General features: G+C 60.6%; 21 protein-coding genes and 2 pseudogenes. 11 read left to right on the top strand and 12 right to left on the bottom strand.

Annotated elements, in window-relative coordinates:
• The first annotated feature begins 69 nt into the window (after positions 1–69).
• From BS630_RS06650 to BS630_RS06615, 8 genes are all read left to right on the top strand, one after another.
• The gene (locus BS630_RS06650; protein ID WP_077976767.1) at positions 70–1,533 is read left to right on the top strand and encodes an aldehyde dehydrogenase; all 1,464 of its coding nucleotides are present in this window, start codon (positions 70–72) and stop codon (positions 1,531–1,533) included.
• Positions 1,534–1,601: 68 nt separating this feature from the next.
• Entirely contained in the window at positions 1,602–2,921 is a 1,320-nt protein-coding gene (locus BS630_RS06645; protein WP_077976766.1) for an ABC transporter substrate-binding protein, read from the top strand.
• 6 nt (positions 2,922–2,927) lie between these two features.
• Positions 2,928–3,683, top strand: a complete 756-nt coding sequence (locus BS630_RS06640) for an ABC transporter ATP-binding protein (protein ID WP_183594537.1) — start codon at positions 2,928–2,930, stop codon at positions 3,681–3,683.
• Positions 3,680–4,408 carry an ABC transporter ATP-binding protein gene (locus BS630_RS06635; RefSeq protein ID WP_077976765.1) on the top strand — a complete coding sequence of 243 codons (729 nt, stop codon included), beginning with the start codon at positions 3,680–3,682 and terminating at the stop codon, positions 4,406–4,408. Before BS630_RS06640 ends, BS630_RS06635 begins: the two co-directional genes overlap by 4 nt.
• Positions 4,405–5,313 (top strand): branched-chain amino acid ABC transporter permease, encoded by a 909-nt coding sequence (locus tag BS630_RS06630; protein ID WP_077976764.1) that lies wholly within the window; start codon positions 4,405–4,407, stop codon positions 5,311–5,313. The genes BS630_RS06635 and BS630_RS06630 overlap by 4 nt, the downstream gene beginning before the upstream one ends.
• Entirely contained in the window at positions 5,310–6,347 is a 1,038-nt protein-coding gene (locus BS630_RS06625) for a branched-chain amino acid ABC transporter permease (RefSeq protein WP_077976763.1), read from the top strand. Before BS630_RS06630 ends, BS630_RS06625 begins: the two co-directional genes overlap by 4 nt.
• A 40-nt stretch (positions 6,348–6,387) precedes the next feature.
• Entirely contained in the window at positions 6,388–7,173 is a 786-nt protein-coding gene (locus BS630_RS06620; RefSeq protein WP_077976762.1) for a coniferyl-alcohol dehydrogenase, read from the top strand.
• A gap of 23 nt (positions 7,174–7,196) precedes the next feature.
• Positions 7,197–8,642: an aldehyde dehydrogenase gene (locus tag BS630_RS06615; protein ID WP_077976761.1), complete on the top strand. Its 1,446-nt coding sequence runs from the start codon at positions 7,197–7,199 to the stop codon at positions 8,640–8,642.
• A gap of 155 nt (positions 8,643–8,797) precedes the next feature.
• Here the strand turns inward: BS630_RS06615 and BS630_RS37890 are convergent, their stop codons facing one another.
• The 4 genes from BS630_RS37890 to BS630_RS06595 form a co-directional block, all read right to left on the bottom strand.
• Positions 8,798–9,556, bottom strand: coding sequence for a hypothetical protein (locus tag BS630_RS37890; protein WP_245310396.1), 759 nt, complete (start codon positions 9,554–9,556; stop codon positions 8,798–8,800).
• 44 nt (positions 9,557–9,600) lie between these two features.
• Positions 9,601–9,975 (bottom strand): hypothetical protein, encoded by a 375-nt coding sequence (locus BS630_RS37885; protein ID WP_245310395.1) that lies wholly within the window; start codon positions 9,973–9,975, stop codon positions 9,601–9,603.
• Between the two features lie 95 nt (positions 9,976–10,070).
• Positions 10,071–10,643 carry a hypothetical protein gene (locus BS630_RS06605; protein WP_077976760.1) on the bottom strand — a complete coding sequence of 191 codons (573 nt, stop codon included), beginning with the start codon at positions 10,641–10,643 and terminating at the stop codon, positions 10,071–10,073.
• 328 nt (positions 10,644–10,971) lie between these two features.
• The gene (locus BS630_RS06595; RefSeq protein ID WP_077976759.1) at positions 10,972–11,187 is read right to left on the bottom strand and encodes a hypothetical protein; all 216 of its coding nucleotides are present in this window, start codon (positions 11,185–11,187) and stop codon (positions 10,972–10,974) included.
• Positions 11,188–11,794: 607 nt separating this feature from the next.
• Between BS630_RS06595 and BS630_RS06590 the strand changes: the two genes are divergently transcribed.
• Positions 11,795–12,985: a DUF1173 domain-containing protein gene (locus BS630_RS06590; RefSeq protein WP_077976758.1), complete on the top strand. Its 1,191-nt coding sequence runs from the start codon at positions 11,795–11,797 to the stop codon at positions 12,983–12,985.
• Positions 12,986–13,522: 537 nt separating this feature from the next.
• Here BS630_RS06590 and BS630_RS06585 read toward each other — a convergent pair.
• The 8 genes from BS630_RS06585 to BS630_RS06545 all read right to left on the bottom strand — a co-directional run bounded on the left by BS630_RS06585 (position 13,523) and on the right by BS630_RS06545 (position 22,700).
• Positions 13,523–14,497 (bottom strand): OmpA family protein, encoded by a 975-nt coding sequence (locus BS630_RS06585; protein ID WP_077976757.1) that lies wholly within the window; start codon positions 14,495–14,497, stop codon positions 13,523–13,525.
• Positions 14,482–15,684, bottom strand: a complete 1,203-nt coding sequence (locus tag BS630_RS06580) for a hypothetical protein (RefSeq protein WP_077976756.1) — start codon at positions 15,682–15,684, stop codon at positions 14,482–14,484. Before BS630_RS06580 ends, BS630_RS06585 begins: the two co-directional genes overlap by 16 nt.
• Positions 15,684–16,508 (bottom strand): hypothetical protein, encoded by an 825-nt coding sequence (locus BS630_RS06575; protein ID WP_077976755.1) that lies wholly within the window; start codon positions 16,506–16,508, stop codon positions 15,684–15,686. The genes BS630_RS06580 and BS630_RS06575 overlap by 1 nt, the downstream gene beginning before the upstream one ends.
• A complete protein-coding gene (locus BS630_RS06570; protein ID WP_077976754.1) occupies positions 16,486–17,934 on the bottom strand; it encodes a hypothetical protein in 1,449 nt (482 codons plus the stop codon). Before BS630_RS06570 ends, BS630_RS06575 begins: the two co-directional genes overlap by 23 nt.
• A gap of 1,063 nt (positions 17,935–18,997) precedes the next feature.
• On the bottom strand, positions 18,998–19,477 hold the full coding sequence (locus BS630_RS06565; protein WP_077976753.1) for a hypothetical protein: 480 nt from the start codon (positions 19,475–19,477) through the stop codon (positions 18,998–19,000).
• Positions 19,478–19,684: 207 nt separating this feature from the next.
• Positions 19,685–20,605, bottom strand: a complete 921-nt coding sequence (locus BS630_RS06560; RefSeq protein WP_077976752.1) for an ArdC family protein — start codon at positions 20,603–20,605, stop codon at positions 19,685–19,687.
• Between the two features lie 740 nt (positions 20,606–21,345).
• Positions 21,346–21,906, bottom strand: coding sequence for a hypothetical protein (locus BS630_RS06550; protein WP_077976750.1), 561 nt, complete (start codon positions 21,904–21,906; stop codon positions 21,346–21,348).
• 131 nt (positions 21,907–22,037) lie between these two features.
• Complete coding sequence (locus tag BS630_RS06545) at positions 22,038–22,700, bottom strand: MreC domain-containing protein (RefSeq protein WP_077976749.1); 663 nt, start codon at positions 22,698–22,700, stop codon at positions 22,038–22,040.
• 188 nt (positions 22,701–22,888) lie between these two features.
• On the opposite strand from BS630_RS06545, the pseudogene BS630_RS37880 reads away from it, so the two are divergent.
• Both BS630_RS37880 and BS630_RS06535 read left to right on the top strand, forming a co-directional pair.
• Positions 22,889–23,209 (top strand): annotated as a pseudogene (locus BS630_RS37880) (non-homologous end joining protein Ku); the annotation flags it as partial.
• Positions 23,210–23,506: 297 nt separating this feature from the next.
• Positions 23,507–23,851, top strand: a pseudogene (locus tag BS630_RS06535) (ATP-binding protein); the annotation flags it as partial.
• Positions 23,852–23,881 lie beyond the last annotated feature (30 nt).

Raw genomic sequence — 23,881 nt, 5'->3', positions numbered from 1 at the left:
CGCCGCGTCCGCACGTTTTCTCCCATGGCAACAATGTAAGCGTCATCACATGGCGCCAATGCGGGACGAATGGGTGGACCAGTGTTTTCGGCACAGCTGATGATCAACAACGAGGCGATGGATGCTTCCGAAGGAGCCACCTTCGAACGCATCGATCCGTTGACCGGCGACGTCGCAACGATCGCCTCGGCAGGATCCGTTGCCGACATGACGCGGGCAGCCAATGCGGCCGCCGCCGCCTTTCCGGACTGGTCGCAGACTGGCCCGGGCGAACGGCGCAGACTTCTGAATGCCGCAGCCGATATCCTCGAGGCCCGCACACCCGAACTCATTGCCGCCATGACCGGCGAAACCGGCGCCACCGCGCAATGGGCGGCGATCAATTGCGGGCTCGGCGCGGATATTCTTCGAGAGGCGGCGGCGATGACCACGCAAATATCAGGCGAGATCATTCCTTCCGGCATTCCGGGAAGCCTCGCCATGGCGGTCCGTCAGCCGGCAGGCGTCTGCGTCGGCATTGCCCCTTGGAATGCACCTATTATCCTCGGCACCCGCGCGGTTGCCATGCCGCTTGCCTGCGGCAACACGGTCATCCTGAAGGCGTCCGAACTCTGCCCGAAGACCCATAGCCTGGTCGGCGACATCCTGCGTGACGCCGGCTTTCCGCGCGGCGTCGTCAATGTCGTTTCCAATGCGCCGAGCGATGCCGCCGCCGTCGTCGATGCGCTGATCGCCCATCCGGCCGTGCGCCGCATCAACTTCACCGGCTCCACCCGTGTCGGCAGGATCATCGCCGAATCCGCGGGAAGGCATCTCAAGCGCTGCCTGCTCGAACTTGGCGGCAAGGCGCCGTTCATCGTCCTTGCCGACGCCGACATCGACGAGGCCGTGCGCGCTGCCGCCTTCGGCGCCTTCATGAACCAGGGCCAGATCTGCATGTCGACCGAACGGATCATCCTCATGGACGAGATCGCCGACGGTTTCGTCGGCAAGTTCCGCACGAAAGCCGCAACCCTTGTCGCCGGCAATCCCAGGGACGGCAACACGCCGCTCGGCACGCTGATCAACACTGAGGCCGTCCGCCGCGTCCGGTCGCTCGTCGATGATGCCCTCCAGAAGGGCGCGGTCCTCGTCTGCGGCGGCCAGGCCAACGGCACCCTGATGGACGCGACCGTCATCGATCACGTGACGCCTGCCATGCGCATCTATCGCGAGGAGAGCTTTGGACCGGTCGCGGCGATCGTCCGGGTCGGCAGCGTCGACGAGGCTGTGACGGTTGCCAACGACAACGAATACGGGCTGTCGGCCGCCGTCTTCAGCGCCGACGTCAATGCAGCGCTTGCCGTCGCCATGCGGCTCGAATCCGGCATCTGCCACATCAACGAGGCGACCGTTTCCGACGAGCCGCAAATGCCCTTCGGCGGCGTCAAATCAAGCGGCTACGGCCGCTTCGGCGGCAAGGCGGCGATCGATGAATTCACCGAGCTCCGATGGATCACCATGGCGTCGGGAAAACGGCACTACCCGATCTGAATTGAGATCGGCCGATATGAACAATGGGAACGGGCCGGGAGGCCCGATCAAGAGGGAGGAATGATTTCATGAACGGCATTTTCCGCAGCGGAAAAATCAACGCGGCATCGCTGAGCCGCCGCTCTTTCATCGCATCGACCGTGGCGGGCGGTGCGGCGCTGGCGCTTTCCGGCCGCACGGCCTTCGCTCAAAGCAGCGACACGCTGAAGGTCGGCTTCATCAGCCCGCGCACCGGCCCTCTCGGCGGCTTCGGCGAAACGGACGGTTATGTGCTGGAACTGGCGCGCAAGGCGCTGGCGAACGGCCTGCAGGCGGGCGGCAAGACCTGGAAGGTTGACATTCTCGACCAGGACACTCAGTCCGATCCCTCGCGCGCAGGCCAGCTGGCGAAGGACCTGATCAACAACCAGGCGATCGACCTGATGCTCGCCGTCTCGACGCCCGAAACCATCAATCCGGTGGCCGATGCCTGCGAAGCGGCAGGCATTCCCTGCCTCTCGACGGTCATGCCCTGGGAAGCCTGGTATTTCGGCCGCGGCGCCAAGCCGGGCGCACCCTCGCCGTTCAAGTGGACCTATCATTTCGGCTTCGGCGTCGAAGAGTTCCACAAGGCCTATGTTTCGCAGTGGAACCTGATCGAGACCAACAAGAAGGTCGGCGTCATGTATCCCAACGACGCGGACGGCAATGCAATCCGCACCCATCTGGCGCCGGCGCTCGCCAAGGCGGGCTTCACCATCGTCGATCCCGGAGCCTATGAAACCGGAACCACCGACTTTACCGCGCAGATCGCTCTCTTCAGGCAGGAAGGCGTGGAGATCTTCAACTCGTTCCCGATACCGCCCGACTTCGCCGCCTTCTGGCGTCAGGCCGCGCAGCAGGGCCTTACCCAGCAGATCAAGATCTGCCAGATCGCCAAGACGGGCCTGTTTCCCTCCGACATCGAGGCGCTCGGCGATCTCGGCCTGAACATCGGCAGCGCCGCCTACTGGCATAAGGCCTTCCCGTACAAATCCGCGCTGACGGGCGTTTCCGGCACCGAACTTGCTGATGGCTATGAAACGGCAAGCGGCAAGCAGTGGACACAGCAGCTCGGCGCCAGCCTTGCGCTTCTCGACGCCGGCTTCGATGCACTGAAGGCCAGCACCGACGTCAAAAGCAAGGAGGCCGTCGCCAAGGCGATCAGCACGCTGAAGACCACCACCATCGCCGGCAAGGTCGACTTCACCAGCGGCCCAGTCGCCAACGTCTCTCCCGGACCGATCATCGGCACGCAATGGGTGAAAGCGCCGGAGGGCTCGAAATTCGCGCTCGACTACGTCGTCACCGAAAACGCCACAGACCCCAACGTCCCGGTCGGCGCCAAGCTCACCGCCTATAACGGGTAAGGCACAGTGCTGCAGCGGGAAGCTCAAAGACGGCCGGGGGCAGCCTTTCTCTCGGCCAAGGGGATCCACAAGCGGTTCGGCGCGCTGGTGGTGCTGGAGAATCTTGATTTTTCCATGAGCGATGGCGAGGCGATCGGCATTGTCGGGCCGAACGGCGCTGGCAAGACGACCCTGCTCAGCGTGCTCGCCGGCGCCTTCCCTCCGAATGAGGGAAGCATCAGTTTCGATGGCGTCGACGTCACGCGCCGGACGGCGGCGGAGCGCTGCCGGTCCGGGCTCGTCCGGACCCATCAGATTCCCAAGCCCTTCGGCGGCATGACCACCTTCGAAAATGTTTTCGTCGCCGCATCGCACGGCAATGCCGCAAGCCGCGACGAGGCCTATGAGCGCGTGGTGGATTCGCTTTCGGTCTGCGGCATGCTTGGCGTCGCCAACCGCCCCGCCGATACGCTCGGCCTGCTGGACCGCAAACGGCTGGAGCTTGCCCGTGCGCTTGCCACGCAGCCGAGGCTGATGCTGCTCGACGAGATCGGCGGCGGCCTGACCGATGGCGAGGCGAGCGAACTCGTCGAAACCATCCTCGAATTGCGCCGCCGCGGCATCGGCATCGTCTGGATCGAGCATATCGTTCATATCCTCCTGCAGGTGGCGCAGCGGTTGATCTGCATGGACGCCGGCAGGATCATCGCCGATGGCGAACCGAAAACGGTCATGAGCGATGCGGAAGTGGTCAAGGCCTATCTCGGAGGGACGCCCGCATGAGCCTTCTCTCCATCCGCGACCTCGACGTCCGCCATGGCCTGCTCCAGGCGGTGCGCGGCGTCAGTTTCGATCTTGCCAAGGGCGAAGTGCTGGCGCTGGTCGGCGCCAACGGCGCCGGCAAGACGACGCTGCTGCGATCGATCGCCGGCGCCCATCTGCCATCCTCCGGCCGCGTCCTCCTCAACGATGAAGATCTGGCCGCCGTCCCGTCCCACAAACGGATCGCCAAGGGCATCGCCCTGGTGCCGGAAGGCCGGCGCCTGTTTTCACAGATGACGGTGGAAGAGAACCTGCTTCTCGGAAAGAGCTCCGGCCGCAAGGGCGAGTGGAGCATCGACCGCGTCCTCGACGCCTTTCCGAACCTGAAGCCCCGCCGTCACGCCAAGACAGGACATCTCTCGGGCGGAGAGCAGCAGGCGACCGCCATCGGCCGGGCGCTGATGAGCAATCCCGATATTCTTCTCCTGGACGAGGTCTCGCTCGGGCTTTCGCCTCTGGTCGTCGATCGCGTCTATGCCCAGCTGCAGGCACTGCTCACCTCGGGAACGACCATCGTGCTCGTCGAGCAGGATCTCGCCCGCGCCATGAGCGTCGCAAACCGTGTCATCTGCATGCTGGAAGGGCGCATCGTCCTCGACCGGCCGGCCGCCGCCGTCACGCGCGAACATGTCACTCAAGCCTATTTCGGATTGCACCGGACAGCTGGCGAAAGGAGCGCATCGTGATCAATACCCTGCTCCAGGGCATCCTGCTCGGCGGTTACTACGCCGTTATCGCCTGCGGACTGTCCTTCATGTTCTCGGTCATGCGGATCATCAATCTCGCGCATGGCAGCCTGGCGGTCGCAGCCGCTTACGGGTTGTGGCTGCTCGCCGCCAAAGCCGGCATTCCGCCTTTCGCCGGCCTGCTGATCGTGCTGCCCATCATGGCAGCGGCCGGCTGGCTGTTGCAGCGCTTCATTCTGGAGCGCAGCGCCCGCGGCGGCACGCTGCTGCCGATCCTGACGACCTTCGGCCTGTCGATCGTCATCGACAACCTGCTGTTCGAGCAGTTCGGCGCCGACACCCGGTCGCTCGCGCCGTTTATCGGCAACCTGTCCTATGCCTCCTGGCAACTGCCGGGCCACATCTACGTCGGCAAGCTTGCCGTCATGATGATGGTGACGGCAATCCTCGTTCTCGGCGGGCTGCAGTTCTTCCTGAGCCGCTTTGCACTTGGTCGCGCGATCCGCGCCACGGCCGAAGATCCCGATACGGCGGGGCTGGTCGGCATCGATGCCCGCAGGGTAAACGCCGTCGCCACCGCGATCACCATGGTCACGGTCGGGATCGCCGGTGCTTTTCTCGGGATGCGGGCAACCTTCAGCGCCTATTCCGGCGGCCCGCAGCTTCTCTTCGCCTTCGAGGCGGCCGTGATCGGCGGAGCGGGATCGCTATGGGGCACGCTTGCCGGCGGCATCGTTCTCGGCCTTGCCCAATCGCTCGGCGCGCAATTGCATCCGCAAGGCTTCCTGATCGGCGGCCATGCCGTGTTCCTGCTGGTGCTTTTCGTCAGGCTATCCCGGTTCGGCATGCCGGCTCTCGACAAACTTGCCGCCTCCCTGCGCACCCGTCTCCGGAGCCCGACATGAGCCCCAACGCGACCCTTGCCTCCACCGGAATATCGATAGAACGCTGGACGAAAGCGTCACGGGTGGCGCTCGGCTGCATGGCCGCGGTGCTTGCCCTGCTGATGTTTGCCCCAGCCGTGCTCGGCGCCGGCGCGATCGACCGGATGACGGCCCTGTTCATCTACGTGATCCTTGCCGCCATGTGGAATGCGCTTGCCGGTTTCGGCGGGCTGGTCTCAGTCGGCCAGCAGGTGTTCTTCGGCCTCGGCGCCTATTTCACCATCCGGCTTGCGGATGCGGGGCTCAATCCCTTCGTCGCGCTCCTTGCCGCCGCGATCGTGACCGGCGCGCTGTCGATCCCGCTTTCGCTGTTCATGCTGCGCCTGAAGGGCGGCGAGTTCGCGATCGGCATGTGGGTTATCGCGGAACTCGCCCATCTGCTCGTCAACCTCGACCGGCTGATCCAGGGGGAAACGGGAACCTCGCTGATCTCGCTCAACGTCTATGACGGCGCGACGCGGCGGGCAACGATCTACTGGCTCGCCTTGACGGCCATGGCCGCCCTGCTCGGTGCTCTCTTCATCCTGATGCGCAGCCGTGCCGGCGCTGCGATGCAGGCGATCCGCGACAATGAGGAGGCGGCAACCTCGGTCGGCGTGCGCGTGATCGCAACCAAAAGGCTGCTCTTCGTGCTCGCCGCCTTCGGTATCGCGGTCGCCGGAGGCCTATGGCTGGCGACCGCCACGACCTTCCAGCCGAAGACCTATTTCAGCGTCCAGTGGACGGCCTACATGATCTTCATGGTGCTGGTCGGCGGGATCGGCAAGTTCGAAGGCGCGATCCTCGGCGCCATCCTGTTCTTCGTGATCGAAACCGTCTTCGGCGGAGCCGGCGTCTGGTATCTGATCGGCCTCGGCGCCACGGCCTTGATATTCTCGCTCTACCTGCCGCGCGGCCTTTGGGGCGAAATCGAGCGCCGCTTCGATTTTCAACTTCTGCCGGTCGGCTACCGGCTGAAATTGCCCGGTCCGCATAAAATCAAATGGGAAGAATGAGCCGGCTTATTTCCGGATTCTGTTGCGAAAGGTGACGTTCATGCTTTTTGGTGAAACAATCCTGGTGACCGGCGTCGCATCCGGCATCGGCGCCCGCACGGCGGAACTGGCCGGCCAGATGGGCGCCGAGGTCATCGGCGTCGATGTGCGCGAGCCTGCCAGTGGAGGGGCCGCCTTCATCAAGGGCGATCTGTCGACTGCATCAGGCGTTGCCGAGATCGTTGCGCAGCTTCCGGTGCGCCTCGACGCGCTCGCCAATGTCGCCGGCCTCTCCGGCAGCACCGGCATCTCCTCGACGCTCGCCGTCAATTTCTACGGGCTTCGCGCCCTGTCGGAAGCCGTGGCGCCGCGCCTGCGCGAAGGTGGCGCCGTCGTCAACGTCGCCTCGATCGCCGGCTACGGCTGGCGCGCCAACATCGAGCGGGCAAAATCCTTGGCCGGAATCGAAGGCTTTCCCGAAGTGGCGGCGGTTGTCGCCGAGCACGGTCTCAAGGATGAGGAAGGTTACCCGATCTCCAAGGAGCTGCTGCTGCTCTGGACCATGCGCGCCGCCCATCAGCCGCTGTTCAAGAACCGCGGCATCCGGGTGAATGCGGTCAGCCCCGGGCCGGTGGAAACGCCGATCCTCAAGCAGTTCCGCGCCGTGCTCGGCGACGCCAGGGTCGACAGCGACATTACCCGCGTCGGCCGCGCCGGCACCTCCGCCGATATCGCACCCGCCGTGCTCTTCCTCTGCTCGGATGGCGCACGCTGGATCAACGGCGCCAATCTTGCCGTCGACGGCGGCCTCGAAGCTTCCATCAACGCCGAAGTCCTCGGCTTCTAGTTCTTGTCCCAAGGAGACCTCCGATGAATATTTCCCTCCTCATCAACGGCGCAGACCGCGCGGCCTCCGGCGGCCGCACCTATGATCGCATCGATCCCTTCACCGAGAAGCTCGCAAGCCGCGCCGCCGCGGCAAGCCTGGAAGATGCTGCCGCTGCGGTCGATGCCGCCAGCGCCGCCTTCGGCGCCTGGTCGAAGACCGGCCCCGGCCAGCGCCGCGCGATCCTGATGAAGGCCGCCGATATCATGGATTCCAAGGTGGGCGAGTTTACCCAGCTGATGATCGAGGAAACGGGCGCCACCGCGCCCTGGGCCGGCTTCAATGTCATGTTCGCCGCCAACATCCTGCGCGAGGCCGGCGCCATGACGACGCAGATATCAGGCGAAATCATCCCTTCCGACAAGCCCGGCACGCTCGCCATGGGCGTTCGCCAGGCTGCGGGCGTCTGCCTGGCGATCGCCCCCTGGAACGCGCCGGTCATCCTCGCCACCCGCGCCATCGCCATGCCGATTGCCTGCGGCAATACGGTCGTGCTCAAGGCCTCCGAACAATGCCCCGGCACGCACCGGCTGATCGCCACCGCGCTGACCGAAGCCGGCCTGCCGGCCGGTGTCGTCAATGTCATCACCAACGCGCCGGAGGATGCGCCCGAGATCGTCGCCGCGCTGATCGCCCATCCGGCCGTCAAGCGCGTGAACTTCACCGGGTCGACCAAGGTCGGCAAGATCATCGCCGAGACCTGCGGCAGGCATCTCAAACCCGCCCTCCTCGAACTCGGCGGCAAGGCGCCGCTGGTTATCCTCGACGACGCCGATATCGACGGTGCCGTCAACGCCGCCATTTTCGGCGCCTTCATGAACCAGGGCCAGATCTGCATGTCGACGGAACGCATCATTGTCGACGAGACGATCGCCGATCAGTTCGTGGCCAAACTGGCCGCCCGCGCCACCCAGCTCCCGGCCGGCGATCCGCGCGGCCACGTTGTTCTCGGTTCGCTGATCAGCCTCGACGCGGCGAAGAAAATGGATGAGCTGATTGCCGATGCGACCGCCAAGGGTGCAAAGCTCGTGGCCGGCGGCAAGCGCTCGGGCACCGTGGTCGAGGCGACGCTGCTCGATCACGTCACGCCCGAGATGCGTGTCTACTCGGAAGAATCCTTCGGTCCGGTCAAGCCGATCATTCGCGTCTCCGGTGAAGAAGAAGCCATCCGCATCGCCAACGACAGCGAATACGGCCTGTCCTCCGCTGTCTTCAGCCGGAATGTCCAGCGAGCAATGGCCGTTGCGGCGCGGATCGAATCCGGCATCTGCCACATCAATGGCCCGACCGTGCACGACGAGGCGCAAATGCCCTTCGGCGGCGTCAAGGGCAGCGGCTACGGCCGCTTCGGCGGCAAGGCGGCGATTGCCGAATTCACCGATCTGCGCTGGATCACGGTCGAGGATTCCGCCCAGCACTATCCTTTCTGAGCCGGTTTTACAGCCGTCACCGTGCCACGACGCCATTGCGATCGTGGCACGGCCTATGCTCAGACCGGCGAAAGAGATTCGCTCCGCCCTTAGGAAGATGCTTCAGCGCTTCGATATGGCGTGGGCGGCGACCCGCGACTGCGATCGGTCCGAGTTCAGCTCTCCAGCCATTGGGCGATGAGCTTGGCTGCCGCCCGCTTGCGCCCCACACGAATGTCGGCGGCGCCGGTATCGAAATCCAGGCCGTTTTTCTCGCGCACCTGTCTCAGCCATGTCGGAAAGGCATAAAGATTTCCGCAACCGAGAACGGGAAGGCCGAGATCGTTCCGGTAGGTCTTTTTCTCGCTTTCCGAAAACTCTCCGCGCTCGGCGATACGCGCATTCAGTTCCCACTGCCAGTCCGGGTTCGGCCGGATCTGCAATCGCACAACGTTCTTGGCAATCAGCGGATGACCTTCGGAACCGCGCAGCGGGACCGCAATATGAATTTCCCAGTCCTCGTCATCGCCAAATGGCAGGCCCAATCTTTGGGCCAGAGCGACGGATTCGGTGGCATTGCGGCGCGCAAGCTCGATGCCCTTGAGCTGCCGCGCCAGCGAGCGGAAACGCTCTTCGTCAGGCTCGATATCCGGCAGGACTGTCTCGACATAGCGGTGCAACATCGCCAGTTGCTCGACGCGCCGCATGAGATCATATTTGCCCTCGATCATATCGGCAACAAGATCGCCGCGGGTCGCCTTGTTGAGCAGGCAGATAAACACCATGCCCCAGAAGCTGAGATTGGTGACATCGTAGAGGTCTTCGCCGTAACGTCGGTCGTGGCGATAGTCGAGATGCCGGAAAACCTCGAGAATGCGCACCGCCTCGTCGGCAAAGGGAACAAACTTTGCCTTCTTGTCGCGCTGCGCAGGCATCGTCGTATAATTGCCGACCTGCGCAATGAGCTTGAGCCGCGCTTTTAGCGCCTTGGCCGAAATCGTCTCGCCGCTGGCAAGGCGCCAGTATCGTCAAAACCGAACACGAACAGCAGCTTGTGCCGCCGCGACATCTGGATGACGCCGCCAAGATCGAGAAACGGCAGCATCCGCCGATAGGCCTCGAGCAGCAGCGGCATTTCCTTATCTCCGACGGAGGGTGCGCCGCCGGCAATGCGCATGAAATGGAAATAGAAATCGATCTGCTCGTTCGGATCGAGCAGCCCGGAAGCTTTGGTCGCCAGAGGCCCGATACGATAGTGATTGGCAGGCCAAAATTTCCCCTGGCACCGATCGGCAAAGGCTTCGTTCTCATCGGCAATGAATGTCCGCAGCAACTTTGCGTCGGTGTCGGCCATGGCGCTCCCCTAATTGTCGCGAAGCCGTCCATTGCTTAGGAAGCCGCTCGATTTGTCTCAGCACCTCAGCCACATCGAGCGAAGGTCGCTTCGGGTTATCTCAGCTCAGCCAATATGCTCCGGTCGTAAGTCATATTCTGGCGGCGATGAACCGCAGTGGTGCTCAGCCGTTTACCAGCTCGCAGCATTTGAACTGCCTCAGTGCTCAGCCACCAAGATTGAACTTTTTCGAACTTCGCCTTTTTCAGAGAAGCCTGAAAATCTCGCATTATTTTCTTTGCGAATTCATTGTTGTGCATTGACCTGACACTTCCGGGTAAAAGGGTGCCGTCCTCCCAAATGCCGGCGAGCGTCATTTCAACAGACTCGTCATTAAATCCGCTATAGACACTCCACATCTTCCTTCCGAACGTGTCGGAGTCCTCGCTCGTATACGGATGTAAATTCAACCGCGAGCCGGCAGGAACAACGAGATATGAATCCGATCCGCTGGCGGTTTCGTTCGTGGCAACCCCTGGATTGGGTATTTCGGCCCCGGAAATCAGCGGAGGGTCTTTAATGTCATAGCTTCCAACTCGTGCAAACACGATTTTGTTGGTCGTCTCCAAAGCAGAAATTATCGGCTGTATATCGTTTGGAGTCGCAAAGAATAGGATCTGCTTCATCATCCGACTTTCGGAACTAGTGCTTCAGAGCCTTGGTCGCAAAGATATTTTTCTTACCGGAATAGCGATGCATGACCGTCGTGAGCCGTTCGGGCAAGTCGTCAGCTCAGTTCCCGATTCGAAGAATTCCGAAAGCGATTCTCGCGTTCTCTGCAGGTCCTGCAGAAAGACATCTTCCCCGATGGTGAGCGTATACGCTGCACATCCTCTGAAGATAGTCGGTTCCGATTCCCTTTGACACCCTTGATCTTGAAGCTGGGGCGCTGTGGCCGCAAATCGCGCCTGATGCGGCGCACGGCATCTAATGCCGGCTGACGGGACCAAAACCGCATCACACGACGACGGTTCCCTCGCTTTCCTTTCGATTAAAATGCAACGACGTATCGCGGGCCACTTCTTCCCTGACGGTAGCAACGATCTTCTCCCACCAATCCAATGCGATGATCTTCACCTTGGCCTTTTGGGCAATCGCAGCAAGCGCCGCTCTGATCATCTCGAGAAACCGGTCGAGCTTGTTGGATGCGCCGGTGATCGCCTCGTAGCGCATCGCACGTAATACGCCACCCAGTCGCAGCCGGAAGGCTTGGACGCCCTACCATACAGGAAGACATCCGGATCGTTCGCGCTGGCGGCAATCCCTTGTTGCGCGGCCAGCACCGAGCCTCGCAGACTGTCCACGTAGACAGTGATATCTAGTCCCTTATGCGCGGTGGTCCGTTTCGTCTCGTCGAAGCCCGCCGCCGAGATAAGGCCTGCGAGCCGGATGATCAGAGTGTGGGAAACCCACAATGCGGAACTCGTGTCCGTCATGGATTGGAGGAAACCCAACTTCATCGCTTCATCCCGTGCTTGCCTACTGCACAATGCTACAGCGTCCTTCGGAATCGTCACGTCTTCAGGTGCGAAGACTGCACCGCAGGCTTGGCCCTGTGAGGCGGAAGCAAGGGCTGATGCTGTCGCCAAACCTTCAGGTTTCGGTTCGGTCAGTTCCAATCTCTGAAGTCCTGACTTCCAACCACATGGTCAAAACTGGTCCCAAGCGCGGTGTTCCATCGACTTTATACTGTCTATTTTGCGCTAGTGTAATCGACGAGACCCATGCTACATGTTCGCAGGCGAGTCAGCCGGTCCGACGAGATGATCATGGGGGCCATGTGCGACGTTTTTCGATTGGCGAGCAGGTGTACGATGAAGACGATCCCGAGCTTTCGGCCAGGCTCGAACGCGCATACGCGCAGAAGCTACGGCCACTTTGCCGATGCATAGAGCCGCCGCTTCCGATGTACATTGCACGCATCGACGGTCTCCATGTCATCAAGCGCATGCCGCTTTCGGGACGAGACCATGACCCCGCATGCCCGTCGTATGAGCCACCCTACGAGCTATCGGGTCTTGGGTCTTTGATCGGCAACGCGATCCAGATCGATGGAAGCGGAAAGGCTGCTCTGAAGCTCGATTTTCCCCTGACGAAAAAGAGGGCTGGTAGTGCGCCCGCGTCCTCCACCGTGGCATCTGAGCCGGCTTTGCGCAATGAGACAAGGAAGCTCTCGTTGCGCGCCGTCCTGCACTATCTCTGGGAGGCGGGAGAACTGACGGAATGGCGCTCATCATGGGCCGGCAAACGCGGTTGGGGCAGGGTGCGGACAAGTCTCATGAACGCCGCCTCACAGATGACCGCACGCGGCGCGCCGTTGAGCGACATTCTGTTCGTGCCGGAAGTGTTTCATCAGCAGGAGCGCGAGGGAATAGCCAGCCGCCGGGCGGCGGCCTTGGCTCCTGCCCATACCTCCAGTTCCGGGCCGCGGAAACTGATGATAACTGTGGCGGAGGTGAAGGAGTTCACGGCTTCCCGGGACGGCCAGAAAATCGTCGTTCGTCACCTTCCCTTCCCCTTTATGATCGAGGAACGGACCTGGAAGCGGTTGAGCGCCAGATATGAGACGGAGATGGAACTCTGGCGGTCGAGCGAGGACTTCCATCTGACTATGATTGCGACCTTCGGGATATCAGGCGCGGGGATCGCGTCTATCGAGGAGCTCGCGATAATGGTGGTCAACGAGAATTGGATCCCGTTCGAGAGTATGCAAGAGCAACATCTCCTGGAACGGCTTTCAAGGCTGAAGCGAAAGAGCGTGAAAGGCCTGCGTTTCAATCTCTCGCGCGAGCAACCAATCGTCTCGGTCACCTTACCGGAACAACGCCCGGCTCCTGTCGCCATGTTCATTGTGCCTCCGGGTGCCGGCGAGGATTTCGAGAAGGCGTTGACTGAGATGATCGAGACGAGACCGGAAATTACACCGTGGATCTGGCGGGTGGCCGAAGGGGAAATGCCGCAGCTTCCATGATCGACACCAGCTCTGCACCGGTTCGTCTATGCTGGCGAATCGAACGAGATATCAATTCACATAGGTTCCGCTCGTGTCGGTACTGTGTGGCTCGACCTTGGTGCAGAGCTGCAGTGCACGAAAAATGTTTTCCATTTGGTCAAATATGCCGTGTCGACGTATCTGGCGTCGAAGCTCAAACTGCGAGAGAGATCTTTTTCATATGTGCTTCCTTCGCCGTCCCGCTGCAGGAGGATCTAGGCTAACGAATGCGATGGCGCCGTGAGGTTGGAATTGAAGGCGCAGTCTGCACGTACCTGGAGATAGGCGCCTGTCCGTGAGCGCCCCACGGTTCCTGGGAAGGGCGACGCTCAGTTGGACATGGAGGGATCCCAAGTCGTCTGCGGCCAAAGCAAGCCGACTGCGCCGTGAGTACCGACTGCCCCATGGTCTCCGGGGTACGAACGCACCAAGGTTGACACCAAGAAAGGCGAGCGCTGGTTTGTGACGAAGCCCAGGCGGAAGGCCGGACGGCTTGCGCCGCAATGGGGCCATTGGTCACGGAGAAAGGGACTGAGCCCGTCTCCGGATTCTGATTTCGATGCGTCGTCGGGCCTCGACATTTCCTGCCTGCCCCGCGGTGACGATATCGCCGGGAAGTATCAATTGCGCCGCCGACATCGGAAGCACCGTTGCTTGCGTCAGTTTCGGATTTGCCTTGAGGATATTCGCAACGGCGATCGCCCGTGCCAATCCGAGCCCGGCGTTATCGGCCGACTCCAGGGAGGTGATTGGCAATTTATTGTCCAGAACATCGATGAAGGTTTTGTCGAGATTGGAACCCGTCCCAGCCAGCGGCTGCTCGTCTGTATGGCCGATGACCTCGATGACGTCGACCTGATAGCGAGACAGATTATCCGCGATCTGGTTAGATATGGACGTGCTGAGTATCTGCTGAAATTCGTTTGTCAGCTCGGCGCTGCCCGACCTGAAATAATAGCCGCCAGCTTCGCTGAGATTGATGATGGGCGGCCACTCGTGCGGGCTTTTCGCCGCCGCGTTGGCGGTGACAAGCCTTTTGATCTCCGCGGGAGCGGCGTCGAGATCTATGCCGTTGTCAATCAGGACTTTCCGCAGCGCTGCCAGTTTTTCGAGCTCGGTCATCTCGACCCCGCTTTTATGCAAGCGGTCAACGGCGTGGCGGGCCGAAATCAGTTCCCGCCATTCCTTCTCGAACTTCTCCCGATCGATGGGTGAGAGGTTGCCGGCTCCAAGCCTGGCCTGAAGTTCGACCACCCGGGCGGTCGCGTCGAAATTGTCCTTCTTGAGCTCCGCGAGCTTTTGCTCGGTGACCCGCAGCTCCCGCTCGGCCTCATATCGCTTTTTCCTTTCGGCGGTCACGAGCGCGGCCGCCACCAGCAGGAGACAAAAGACGAGCAGCAGCATGGATTCGGCCATGGTCAAGCCCAGAATAAGGCCGCGATTGTAGCCCTTATGCTCGAGTTTCGGGGTCTCGGCTATGTGCGCTGCCAATTGAACCACCTCTTACGCTCGATCGCTGATGCAGGTCGTGGCCTATCATCGGTTTCGACGGGTTTGGCTGCTGAAGATTCAAGATTGGCCAAGTCGATTGCGGTTTCCTCGGAGACTGAAATCCCGGTCGGAACGGCCGGCCGAGGACGCTCCGCGTAAGTGCTCCGGATCGGGCCTGTCTCAGGTGGCAACGGCATCGGGGGCTTCTCGAGAGCGTTGGCGATACGATCGAGCTTTTCTTCAAGGGTCTGCAGCGGCTGGAGCGCTTGCCTTGTCTGTTCGATATGAGAACGCCCCCGCTCCGTATCCGCCTCCATGCGCTTTAAATGAACCTCGGTCATCTCCCTGATGGACTCGATGACCGGCGTGAGTTCGATCTTGATGACATCTTCTGGGGCGCGTATCTCGCCAAGCCGTGCGCCCACGCTTTCCACGGCGCCGCCGAACCTGTCGATGATCGTCGAGAGCTGACCGGTCGTTTCAGTCAATTTCGCGGCCGCGTTGTTGTTGCTGTCGTTGATGGTCTTGTTGTGGGATTCGATGATGGCAGAAAGCTGCTGCGCCGCCTCCTGAATGGGCTTGATCGCCTCTTTCGACAGGGATTCGATCGCCTTGCGAATATCCTCGCCATTCTTCTCGGCCTGGCGGGCGATCTCGTCGAACCCCTCCGACAGCATCTGATTGCTGACCCTGCGGTAGTTCGAAAACTCCCGCGCGGAGGAATCGAGCTCGGTTCTGACGCGCCTGGTCATCTCGGCAAGTTCGTGCCTCGCACTGCGCTCGATGTCCAACGGATCGCGGCGCATCTGGTTGAACAGGATCCGGAGCGTCACCCCGGCGATCGTCGACGTCACCGCGATACCGAAGTTTCGCACGATCGTGTCGATGGAGGTCTCACCGGCAAACAGATAGAGCGACACACCAAGGCTCGAGAGCGTGAACAGAAAGCCCATATAGTAGAGATTGTCGCCGGCCTGCTCGTTAAGCAGCCGGAATCCCGCCAATAGCAGAGAAGCGAGAAAGTAGGTCGCCATCAGCAGCAATGGCACGACAGTGACGACCGCCGTCGACCATCCCCATAGCTTGGCCGTCCAGATGAACACCATGCCGCCGATGGTCGTGAGCGCAAACAGCACCAGCGGCCCATAGTCGCGGATCGCAGACTTTGTCACCTCTCTCGAGGTCATCAGCGTTTTCCTTCCAGACGGATGAAACCGTCGAAGTGGCCGTTATTGTTCGTGATCCACTCTTTCCAGAATTCGGCCAGTTCCTCGGCGGAGAATTTCAGGTTTGGACGCTGAAACGCGAGGATCTTCACCGACACCCCGTCGAGAGACGTCCTGAACTTATCACGCGCCTCGCTTTTCTGAAATTTCGAATAGGCGACACCGTCGCGGTAATTCGAAAAGGCCGGCGTGTGTTCGATCATGTCGGAGGCGACGAAGAGGACCTTGGGCGTTCCGGCGGGGAGGCTCGAGAACACCTCGAGGTTGATCCGCTGAATTCCGGCCATGATCGGCGAGGCATCGCCTGCCTTGCCGGACGCCAGCCTGTCAGCGATTTCCTCCAGGGGCTTTTGAAAGCCCTTTTCCCAGCGGTCCTGGATCAGTCGTGGATTGCTGGTCCATTCATCGGCGAGTTCGCCGCTGCCTGGATTGCAGCCATGGAACGTTCGCTCCGGCTTTCCTTCCTTCTCGGTGAGCGAATAGATATCGATGGCACCGCCGATTGGAACCCTGGCCACGATTTGCTGAAACTGGTTCTTGAGATCGAGCGCCGTCGTGTCGGAAATGGGATCGGTGACGTCAAGCAGGATAGCGGTTTCGGACGTCGCGCCGGTGACCGGGCAAAGGGAGGCCTTGTCGACCACCACGGTGCCACTTGCCCTGTATTTGAGCCACCCGAACGCACCGATAATCGCGACAGACACCAAGCCAAGGGCAATGGCGCCGACAATCAGCCCGGCGGAATTGCCACCCCGCCTGCGGCTACGCCTGCTGGATCGCGCCAAGGCCAGCCTCCGGGAATATATTGTCCAGCTTGTGATAATTTTCGACAGCAGCTTCGAACTCGGCACCGATCTTGCGAATTTGCTCAGACAGTTCCGCCTGAGCCGCCTGAATTCGGCCACTCAAGACCGCGTCATCCCATTCCTCGCTGGTCCGCAGCACCGGTGTCAGGCGCTCGAGCTTGTAGGGTTGAGAAAAATAGCTGGGCTCGGGTTCCGTCCGTGCCGCGCGGTTCGCGTCGCGATAGATCGTCAGCAGCGCGTTCGCGGCGCGCTCGAGATTGCTCTGATGCTCCGCGAACAGTCCCACGGTCCGCGTCCGGTGAGCGATGATGGCCGCGCATTCCTGGCGCCGCCCGCTGAGATCGCGCACGATCTCCTCGATCTTCGCGTTGTGATCGTCTCTTATGTCACGGAGATTGTCGATGAGCTCGAGCTTTCTGTCGATGTAGTTGGATCGCGCGCTGTCCAACCGTTTCCTCACACCGGCAAAGCCCGGATAGGGATCCGTCAAGTAGCAGCCGTCGATGAAGGCCAAGATTGAAAAAAACAGCCCTACGGCGAAGAGCATCCAGGAGTTCAGTTCGGCAAGGTCCAGCGGCGCGTTCCTGAGCCTAGAGATAACGTCCGCCCCCGCTCCGGAAAGAACGGTCGATGACACCTCCCGATAATGGGCAAGGGCAAGATTGACGCCCAGGGCGATACAGATATAGGCGACCAGCCCACAGAACCCGAGCAGCTTGAACAACAGGGAACGATGGACGAGGAAGCGAACGCAACAGACCGAGAAAAGCAGAGCCGATCCGATGTTGAGGACGGCGAAGGCGATCGCCTCGGTCACGCCGCCGACGATCCCCTGCTCGCTTCCCTTCGCCAGGAAGCTTCCATTCATGATCATTTCGAAGAGCACGAGGAAAATGATCAGGGCTATCTTGAACGCCTGCGCGGCGGCGGTCGAAATCTTCGCGGCGCGATCGAGATTGTGTTTCGCCTTGAAGGATGACATCTCGTCCTCGGCCGCTTTCAGATCGCGACGCAGTCCGTGCAGTTCGTCGACGCCACTCGCCACCTCGGCCTTGAAATCGGATACGCTGGACGCGTTGGCTTGCCGGATCAGCCCAAACTGTCCCTCGAAGTCGAGATTGCGCAGGCGACCCTCGAAGGTTTGAAATTGATCTTCAAGAACCTGATAGGAGGAGGCCTTCTCCTCCTCGATACGACCGACCGTCCTCTGCTCGACCTCGTCCAGCGACGCGGCGGTTGGCAAGGGCCGATTGAGCTTGCCGTTCTCGGCACCCTTTGCTCGCAGATCGAGCGTGGAACTGATCTTCTCAATATCGAGCGAAGGGAAGATGTCGGTCGAGGCACGGAAGTCGTGGCTGGATTCCCGAACGCCCTCCCAGAGCCTGTTCAATGCTTCAAAGCGCACGCGAAACCCTTAGTGGTTTGTTTACCAAATGATGCTGATGAACTCGATATCGCAGCGGTTGTACGTGGTCCAGCGTCCGCTTCCTTCGCGAATACTAATCGAGATATACGGTTAATCGAGATTTTTCTCGAACCTGCACCAAAAGCTTGCGTCCACGGCAGATCGCGGCTAGTTCGCGGCCTTTGCAAAGTCGCCGATCGTTGTAGGTCGGCGAACACTTGTGGGGCGACCGAGTGGATGGCTTGCGATTGACCACGTGGCGGCAGAAAATTCGCGAATAGCATTGTGGCAGGCGACGCGGCCGCATGCCCAAGCTCAAAGGCGCCGCCATGGGTCCCATGGCAAGGCGCCCCTCCAAACAATGAGCATACCAGGCAAAGGCGCGCCCGCGCCGGCGCCCGTTCGCGCACGGCTTGACCGGTTAAAAGGGCAGCCGCAGGAGGGTTAGCAAAGCGCCGCTCGAAACGAGCGGAACCCGGGACCGACTGCTCCCGGCAAGCCGTTCCATCAAGACGTCACGGTGAAACTGGCGCAATTCCAATGCGTGGGCAATAACGACATGTCCGCCTCTTCAATTCGGACCATATAGTCGCGGTCGTGGCGCCGCAGCAAGCATATCAATGTTAGCGCTTGGAGATCCCTCGCCCCGCCACCATCCGACCATCGGGACGCTTGAACAGACGGGTCGCCACTTACCGCCAGTTGATCAGGCGCTTGCCATTCTGTGCGATTTAACCGAAAATCCTCAGCGTGGCCCTTAAGGCCTGAGCAGCTTGCCATGATCGGAGACCGCCGTGCCTCTGAAAAACATTCTGGCCGCAGCAGCAATCGTCTTGATGTCTCTCTCTGGATGCGCAACAAGTGGATCTGACAACACAACCTATGCGCAGCCGCAGGGAATTGGCCCAGTTCGCGGCGACATTGGCGGTTACTAGGCCTGAGTGTTTCGACCGGGGCGTCAATCCAAAACTGTGTCGAACGGCCCTGGGTGGATAAGTCGTGCGATGCCGCACTTTTCTTGCCTCCGACGACCGCCAACAGACCGGTCGGCGTCGATCTGCTGTCACTTCTCGCAAAGCTTGGCCAAGTTCTTCGCTAGACTTCGTCGAAGGGCGCCAGAGATTTCAGTCTCAAGTCCTTTGACGATGTCGCCGAACCGGCCACCGGTCTTCACGATCTCGATGGAGGTCTCGGTCATCTTGCAGGTCGTAAGGTCGACCTTCAGCCGAACCTCAGCGGTCGCTGAAAACCCTCCTTTTACCAGCGCTTCGTCCGAGGTCTTGCAAGCAAGCGTGCCGCGGGCGCTCGCCTCCGCGGTGTTGCCATTGACCGACAATTGCAGGTTTTCGATCTTCACCGAATCGAGCTTGTCGACGCCTACCTCCACACTGATACCGAAGCTCGATACCTTGGTCTTCAACGACCTGCATGGCTGCGCGTCTTCGATGGCCCTCTCCAGGGCATTCGGTACTTGCGCGTTGGCGATGCAGGATGGCTGGAGGAAAAAGACTCCTGCCGCTAACTGGCCAAAACAATTCCGCATCGCTCTCTCCCATCTCAGTGACTTTCGTGCTGGCCGCCTCTGAATGATAGGGCGGGATCGGTCTGCCGGAAAGGCAATGACGGCTGACAACTCATCGTCGGCGGCGCGACAGGGCTGCAGAGCCGCGCGTAGGTTTTCACTGCGGGGGGGTGCGACGCCCAGGGCGGCCTGGTCATGCAGGCATTCGTCAGCCAAGGAAGAGACGGCTTACGCCGCCTCCTCCTCTTCGAGTTCCGGCTGCAAGCAATGTAGGTAGTCGACGGCGCGCTGCGCATGTGCTGCCGCCGAGAAGATGGCGCGCTTGTCGTTGCCCAGAACCTTCAGCCAGCCATCGAGATAGCTTGCGTGGTCGGGGCGTGGTTCGAGCTCTGGGACAATGCCGAGATCGGCGCAGAGAAACGCGCTGCCGAGTTCGGCGATAAGCTCTTCGCGGGCCCGATCGCTCCTATCTTTCGCGTAGCGGCTGAGATCCCGATCAAGCCGTCGCGGTGCGGCGGTCCAATGCGTCATCTCGTGGCTGAGGACGGCGACATAGGCGGCGTCGTCCCGGAAGGCATCCAGGCATGGCATCTGGATGTAGTCACGCTGAGCGGCATAATAGGCAGCCGATCCTCCGTGCCGGATCAGGGCGCCGGTATTGACAAAGAAGCGGCCGGCATCGCCAATGCGGCTCATAGGGTCCTGGACAGGTGCGACGTCGTCAAAGCGGCCATTAAGGCCGGCGATCTGATCGGTGTTGAAGACAGTGTAAGCTTTGAGGAACGGAATGTCCTGTTCGATCTCGGTGCCCGTCTCGGTCGTCTCGGTGCGGATGAACGAACTGGCGAAGACGACGGTCGTGCCAGTTTCGCCCTTGCGGACAGCGCCGCCGAGTTCGATTGCCTGGCGAAACGTCATCCATCTTGATGAGGCAAAGCCACGGGCGATGGCCTCGGACCAGAGGAGCAGGACGTTGATCCCGGTGTAGGGTTGGCCGTTATGGCGCAGGGGGCGGCTGACTTCGGCTGTCGCATCTCCCGTCGTCCAGGGTTTGGTCCATGGCCGCACACCCTGTTGGAGATCGGCGATGATCTTGGCGGTGATGCGGCTGTAGATATCGGATCGTTGATTGGATTGTTGCCTGCTCATGTCTGAACCTCCGTTTCGAGGTCGCGGCCATCGCGACCTGCTACGGCGGTCCGAAAGCCGGGCTGCAAGTGCTGTCTGCACCCGCAGGGCCGCAACGCAGTGGAGGACGGCAAAGCCGTTGCCGGCGGCGCGAGCCTGGCAGGACCAAAAGCCGGGGCAGGACGCGATGGCCGCAATTCAAGTGGAAGGTTTAGACGGAGGCGGGCATGGCAAATCCGCGAGCCGGTATTCCGTCGCCCACATCGCAAATGAGCCGAGTGCGATACAACGTCACGCGCTAATCAAGATCGTCATCCTGAGCGATGAACATCGACGCATGGCGCGAGAATGGGCTCAACAGCGGGCTGGCAACAATCGATCGCGCTCTTGTCGGCGAGGCAAGTAGGCGGAGGCTTCAAACTCTCTCAGCGATGTCCCTCGAAGAGCGCGAGTTGGACTTTGCAATTGTCGCCACGTGGCGGAATGTTCGTGGGACTGTGGTCGGGCAAACTCGCCAGGGATGACTTCACGTCACTACCAAACCGATCAGCCGGGCTGATGGTGGAGACGGGGGGCCGCCAAGTCATTTCAGTAAAGGCAGGCGGAATCGGAATTGAGCACAGCCGTATGAAAGCCCCGCTGCTCTATCTCATTCGGGCGGCAGAGCAACCAGACGCTATCCAGTTCGCGAGCAACGCAGCTCATACCCCTTCCGAGCCAAGGCAAAATGGCCGCGATTGGTACGATAGGAAATGAAAATTTCAGCGCTCGAACCGATCCAGCATCCTCTTCAGTTGTGCGTTTTGCAGCCTAAGCTTCGTCGCCAGCTGATCCCGAAGCAGCCTGATTTCTCCATCCAGGCTGACTGCGTCGTCAGAAACGGCGCTAGCGCCTGAAGAAGGTGGAAGAACGACAGCAATCGTTTTCGCTTTCTTGCTCCGCCTGCTGCGCTTTCGCGTTGGACCTTCGCCTACTGGCAATGCCTTTGGCGAGGGGTGCCCGGCTACGTCGGCCTCATTGGATAAGGCCGGATCAACCGCTTTCTCAAGCGTGGCGCTTTCGACATCTGTCGTGTCATCAACACTGCTTACCGCTTCTTCGGCATGATGGGGGTCTACCGACACCGCCTCGTGTTGTTCGTGAGTGACCGGCTTTTCGTTGGCCGCACGGTCTGTGGCTTTCGACCGGTTGTCGCCCGCCGTTTCAGCCGGATCCGCGAAGGCTGCTGCGTCCGGCTTCACGTCATCGGTCGAGCCGTGTTCTTGCGTCCGCTGGCGTCGCCGTGACACCAGCCTAGCAAGAAGTTTCCATGGAGACGCCATTTTATTCGACCTCGATTCTACTCAGGGTGCAAACTCCGAGCAAAAAACGTTGGCGGCGGAACGAACCGCCGCCAAAATATTCACTTCAATAAGCATGAGAATGCGATCAGCGCTTGACCGTCTGCTGTCGATCAACCGAGGTTCAGTCGCTTTCGCAGATCGGCATTTTCAGCTCGGAGCTTCTCCGCCAGCAGCTTGCGCAGCCTCTGGTTTTCCTCTTCGAGCTGCAGAAGATCCGCGATCTCGTCAATGGCCGCCACCGAAGGTGCAGCCGCAATCGACACAGCCTTCGGAGCACGTTTGACAGGCGCACGCTTGGCACTCGTCGTCCCTTCGTCAGGCTTCGCTTTGCGTCTTCTCTTCTGCTTTTCAACTGCGCTACCCGAAGCAACTGCCGGTTCCGCCGAAACGGCGACTGAGGCCGTTGCAGGGACCACCTTTTTGGCGCGAGGTTTGCGCACCTTCTTCGCTACATCGGACGCCGCGGCGGCCGGCGTGTCAGCATTGGTTGTCGTATCTTTTTCGTCGGCCATTATGGTCTCCTGTAAAGCCGATGCATTTGTCTCTTGCTCGATCGGCAGTGTCAATAACGGCGCGGCCCGTTCTTCTCCGGATACAAGCATCTCGCTGCTTCTTGCCTGAGGAGCTAATGACATAAATGGCATTGCCTCGTCTTCCATATCTTGCGCAACGGACTTGAGATCCGTGTCTGCCCAGATCGAGCTCGGTTTAGAGTTGAGTTTTCGCCGACCTGATTTGTACTCGACGGCAAAGCTGCGCTGCACTTTTTTCACTTTAAATAAGCCTTGGGTATCTGCGGTGATGTTTCAGCGACGGTTTAACCATCGCAACATGGCGTGCAAATAACGACTATTGCGCCGGCGGTCCACACCTGGCGACACCACAGCCACGGGAACTGAGACGACAAAAGGCTCCATTGGGCTCATAAGGAGCGGACGTTGCCGCTCTGGATGGTCATTCCTGGACGCTGCGGTTCGGCGACGAAGTGCGCCCTGAGGAATCCTACTTCGAAGGAATCGATGAAGAGGCTGACCCCAAGCTGATCCCGCTAGTCCAGCAGTTGATCAAGCAGAAGACCCCCCGGTGGTCCCCGGACATGGTAAGCGACCCCATCCAAGAAAGTCTGCTGAAGATCATTGCGGAATAGAAAAAGGCTCTCAAGCCCGCCAAGAAGGCCGCCAAGGGCAAGCCGGGCGCCGCTCCGGCCTCGACCGTCGTGAACATCATGGACGCGTTGAAAAAGTCCGTGGCCGCAGAGCTGAAATCGAGCAAGGCCCGGTGACCCCATGCAGGTGCGATATCGATGATCTCATCGTGCGAGACGGTCGGATCTTACTTGTTCCCGGCAATAGCGAACTCGATCCTAAAGCCGGGTTCACGACGGTCTGGCAGTCGCTAAAGTTTCTCGACAGGCTCGCCGTTAGGGTTGGGCACCGGCGCCTCCCTTGTATCTCGGGCCCACGCAGCGCTTTCGATGTGCCAGATTCTAAGCGATGTCCTGGATTTTGTCGGCATATATCTCGAGCCACGGCCGGTCATCCGAGGCGCCTTCCAGCACCGTCTCCCGTAACGCCATGTCGAGATTGCCAATCGCCTCGTGCATTCCGACCTGGTCATCCTTGACGAGCTTGGTTACACGCCGTTCAGCGCTTCAGGCGGCGCATTGCTCTTCCACCTGCTGAGCAAACTCTACGAACGCACCAGTGTCGTCATCACGACCAACCTCAGCTTCAGCGAGTGGGCGAGTGTCTTCGGCGATGCAAAAATGACCACCGCGCTGCTCGACCGGCTCACACATCATTGCCACATCCTGGAAACCGGCAACGACAGCTTCCGCTTCAAGAACAGTTCAGCGCATGAACCAAAATCGACAAAGGAGAAACGTAAGACCTTGACCACCACAACGGACCCGAACAATACCTAAGAGGCGGGTCACTTCTCAGTGCAAATCCCG

Origin of the sequence: Rhizobium laguerreae (genome assembly GCF_002008165.1) — a bacterium.
GTDB lineage: Bacteria > Pseudomonadota > Alphaproteobacteria > Rhizobiales > Rhizobiaceae > Rhizobium > Rhizobium laguerreae.
The sequence above is the reverse complement of the archived record's forward strand: the minus strand, read 5'-3'. Positions and strand labels throughout refer to the sequence as shown.

Excerpts from the sequence above, each read along its gene's own strand:
- BS630_RS06625 (WP_077976763.1), top strand. The coding sequence starts at position 5,310 with ATGAGCCCCAACGCGACCCTTGCCTCCACCGGAATATCGATAGAACGC.
- BS630_RS37890 (WP_245310396.1), bottom strand. The coding sequence starts at position 9,556 with ATGCCTGCGCAGCGCGACAAGAAGGCAAAGTTTGTTCCCTTTGCCGAC.
- BS630_RS06580 (WP_077976756.1), bottom strand. The coding sequence starts at position 15,684 with ATGACCTCGAGAGAGGTGACAAAGTCTGCGATCCGCGACTATGGGCCG.
- BS630_RS06635 (WP_077976765.1), top strand. The coding sequence starts at position 3,680 with ATGAGCCTTCTCTCCATCCGCGACCTCGACGTCCGCCATGGCCTGCTC.
- BS630_RS06620 (WP_077976762.1), top strand. The coding sequence starts at position 6,388 with ATGCTTTTTGGTGAAACAATCCTGGTGACCGGCGTCGCATCCGGCATC.
- BS630_RS06560 (WP_077976752.1), bottom strand. The coding sequence starts at position 20,605 with ATGAGCAGGCAACAATCCAATCAACGATCCGATATCTACAGCCGCATC.
- BS630_RS06650 (WP_077976767.1), top strand. The coding sequence starts at position 70 with ATGGGTGGACCAGTGTTTTCGGCACAGCTGATGATCAACAACGAGGCG.
- BS630_RS06550 (WP_077976750.1), bottom strand. The coding sequence starts at position 21,906 with ATGGCGTCTCCATGGAAACTTCTTGCTAGGCTGGTGTCACGGCGACGC.
- BS630_RS06605 (WP_077976760.1), bottom strand. The coding sequence starts at position 10,643 with ATGATGAAGCAGATCCTATTCTTTGCGACTCCAAACGATATACAGCCG.
- BS630_RS06645 (WP_077976766.1), top strand. The coding sequence starts at position 1,602 with ATGAACGGCATTTTCCGCAGCGGAAAAATCAACGCGGCATCGCTGAGC.
- BS630_RS06615 (WP_077976761.1), top strand. The coding sequence starts at position 7,197 with ATGAATATTTCCCTCCTCATCAACGGCGCAGACCGCGCGGCCTCCGGC.
- BS630_RS06595 (WP_077976759.1), bottom strand. The coding sequence starts at position 11,187 with ATGCGCTACGAGGCGATCACCGGCGCATCCAACAAGCTCGACCGGTTT.
- BS630_RS37885 (WP_245310395.1), bottom strand. The coding sequence starts at position 9,975 with ATGGCCGACACCGACGCAAAGTTGCTGCGGACATTCATTGCCGATGAG.
- BS630_RS06565 (WP_077976753.1), bottom strand. The coding sequence starts at position 19,477 with ATGCGGAATTGTTTTGGCCAGTTAGCGGCAGGAGTCTTTTTCCTCCAG.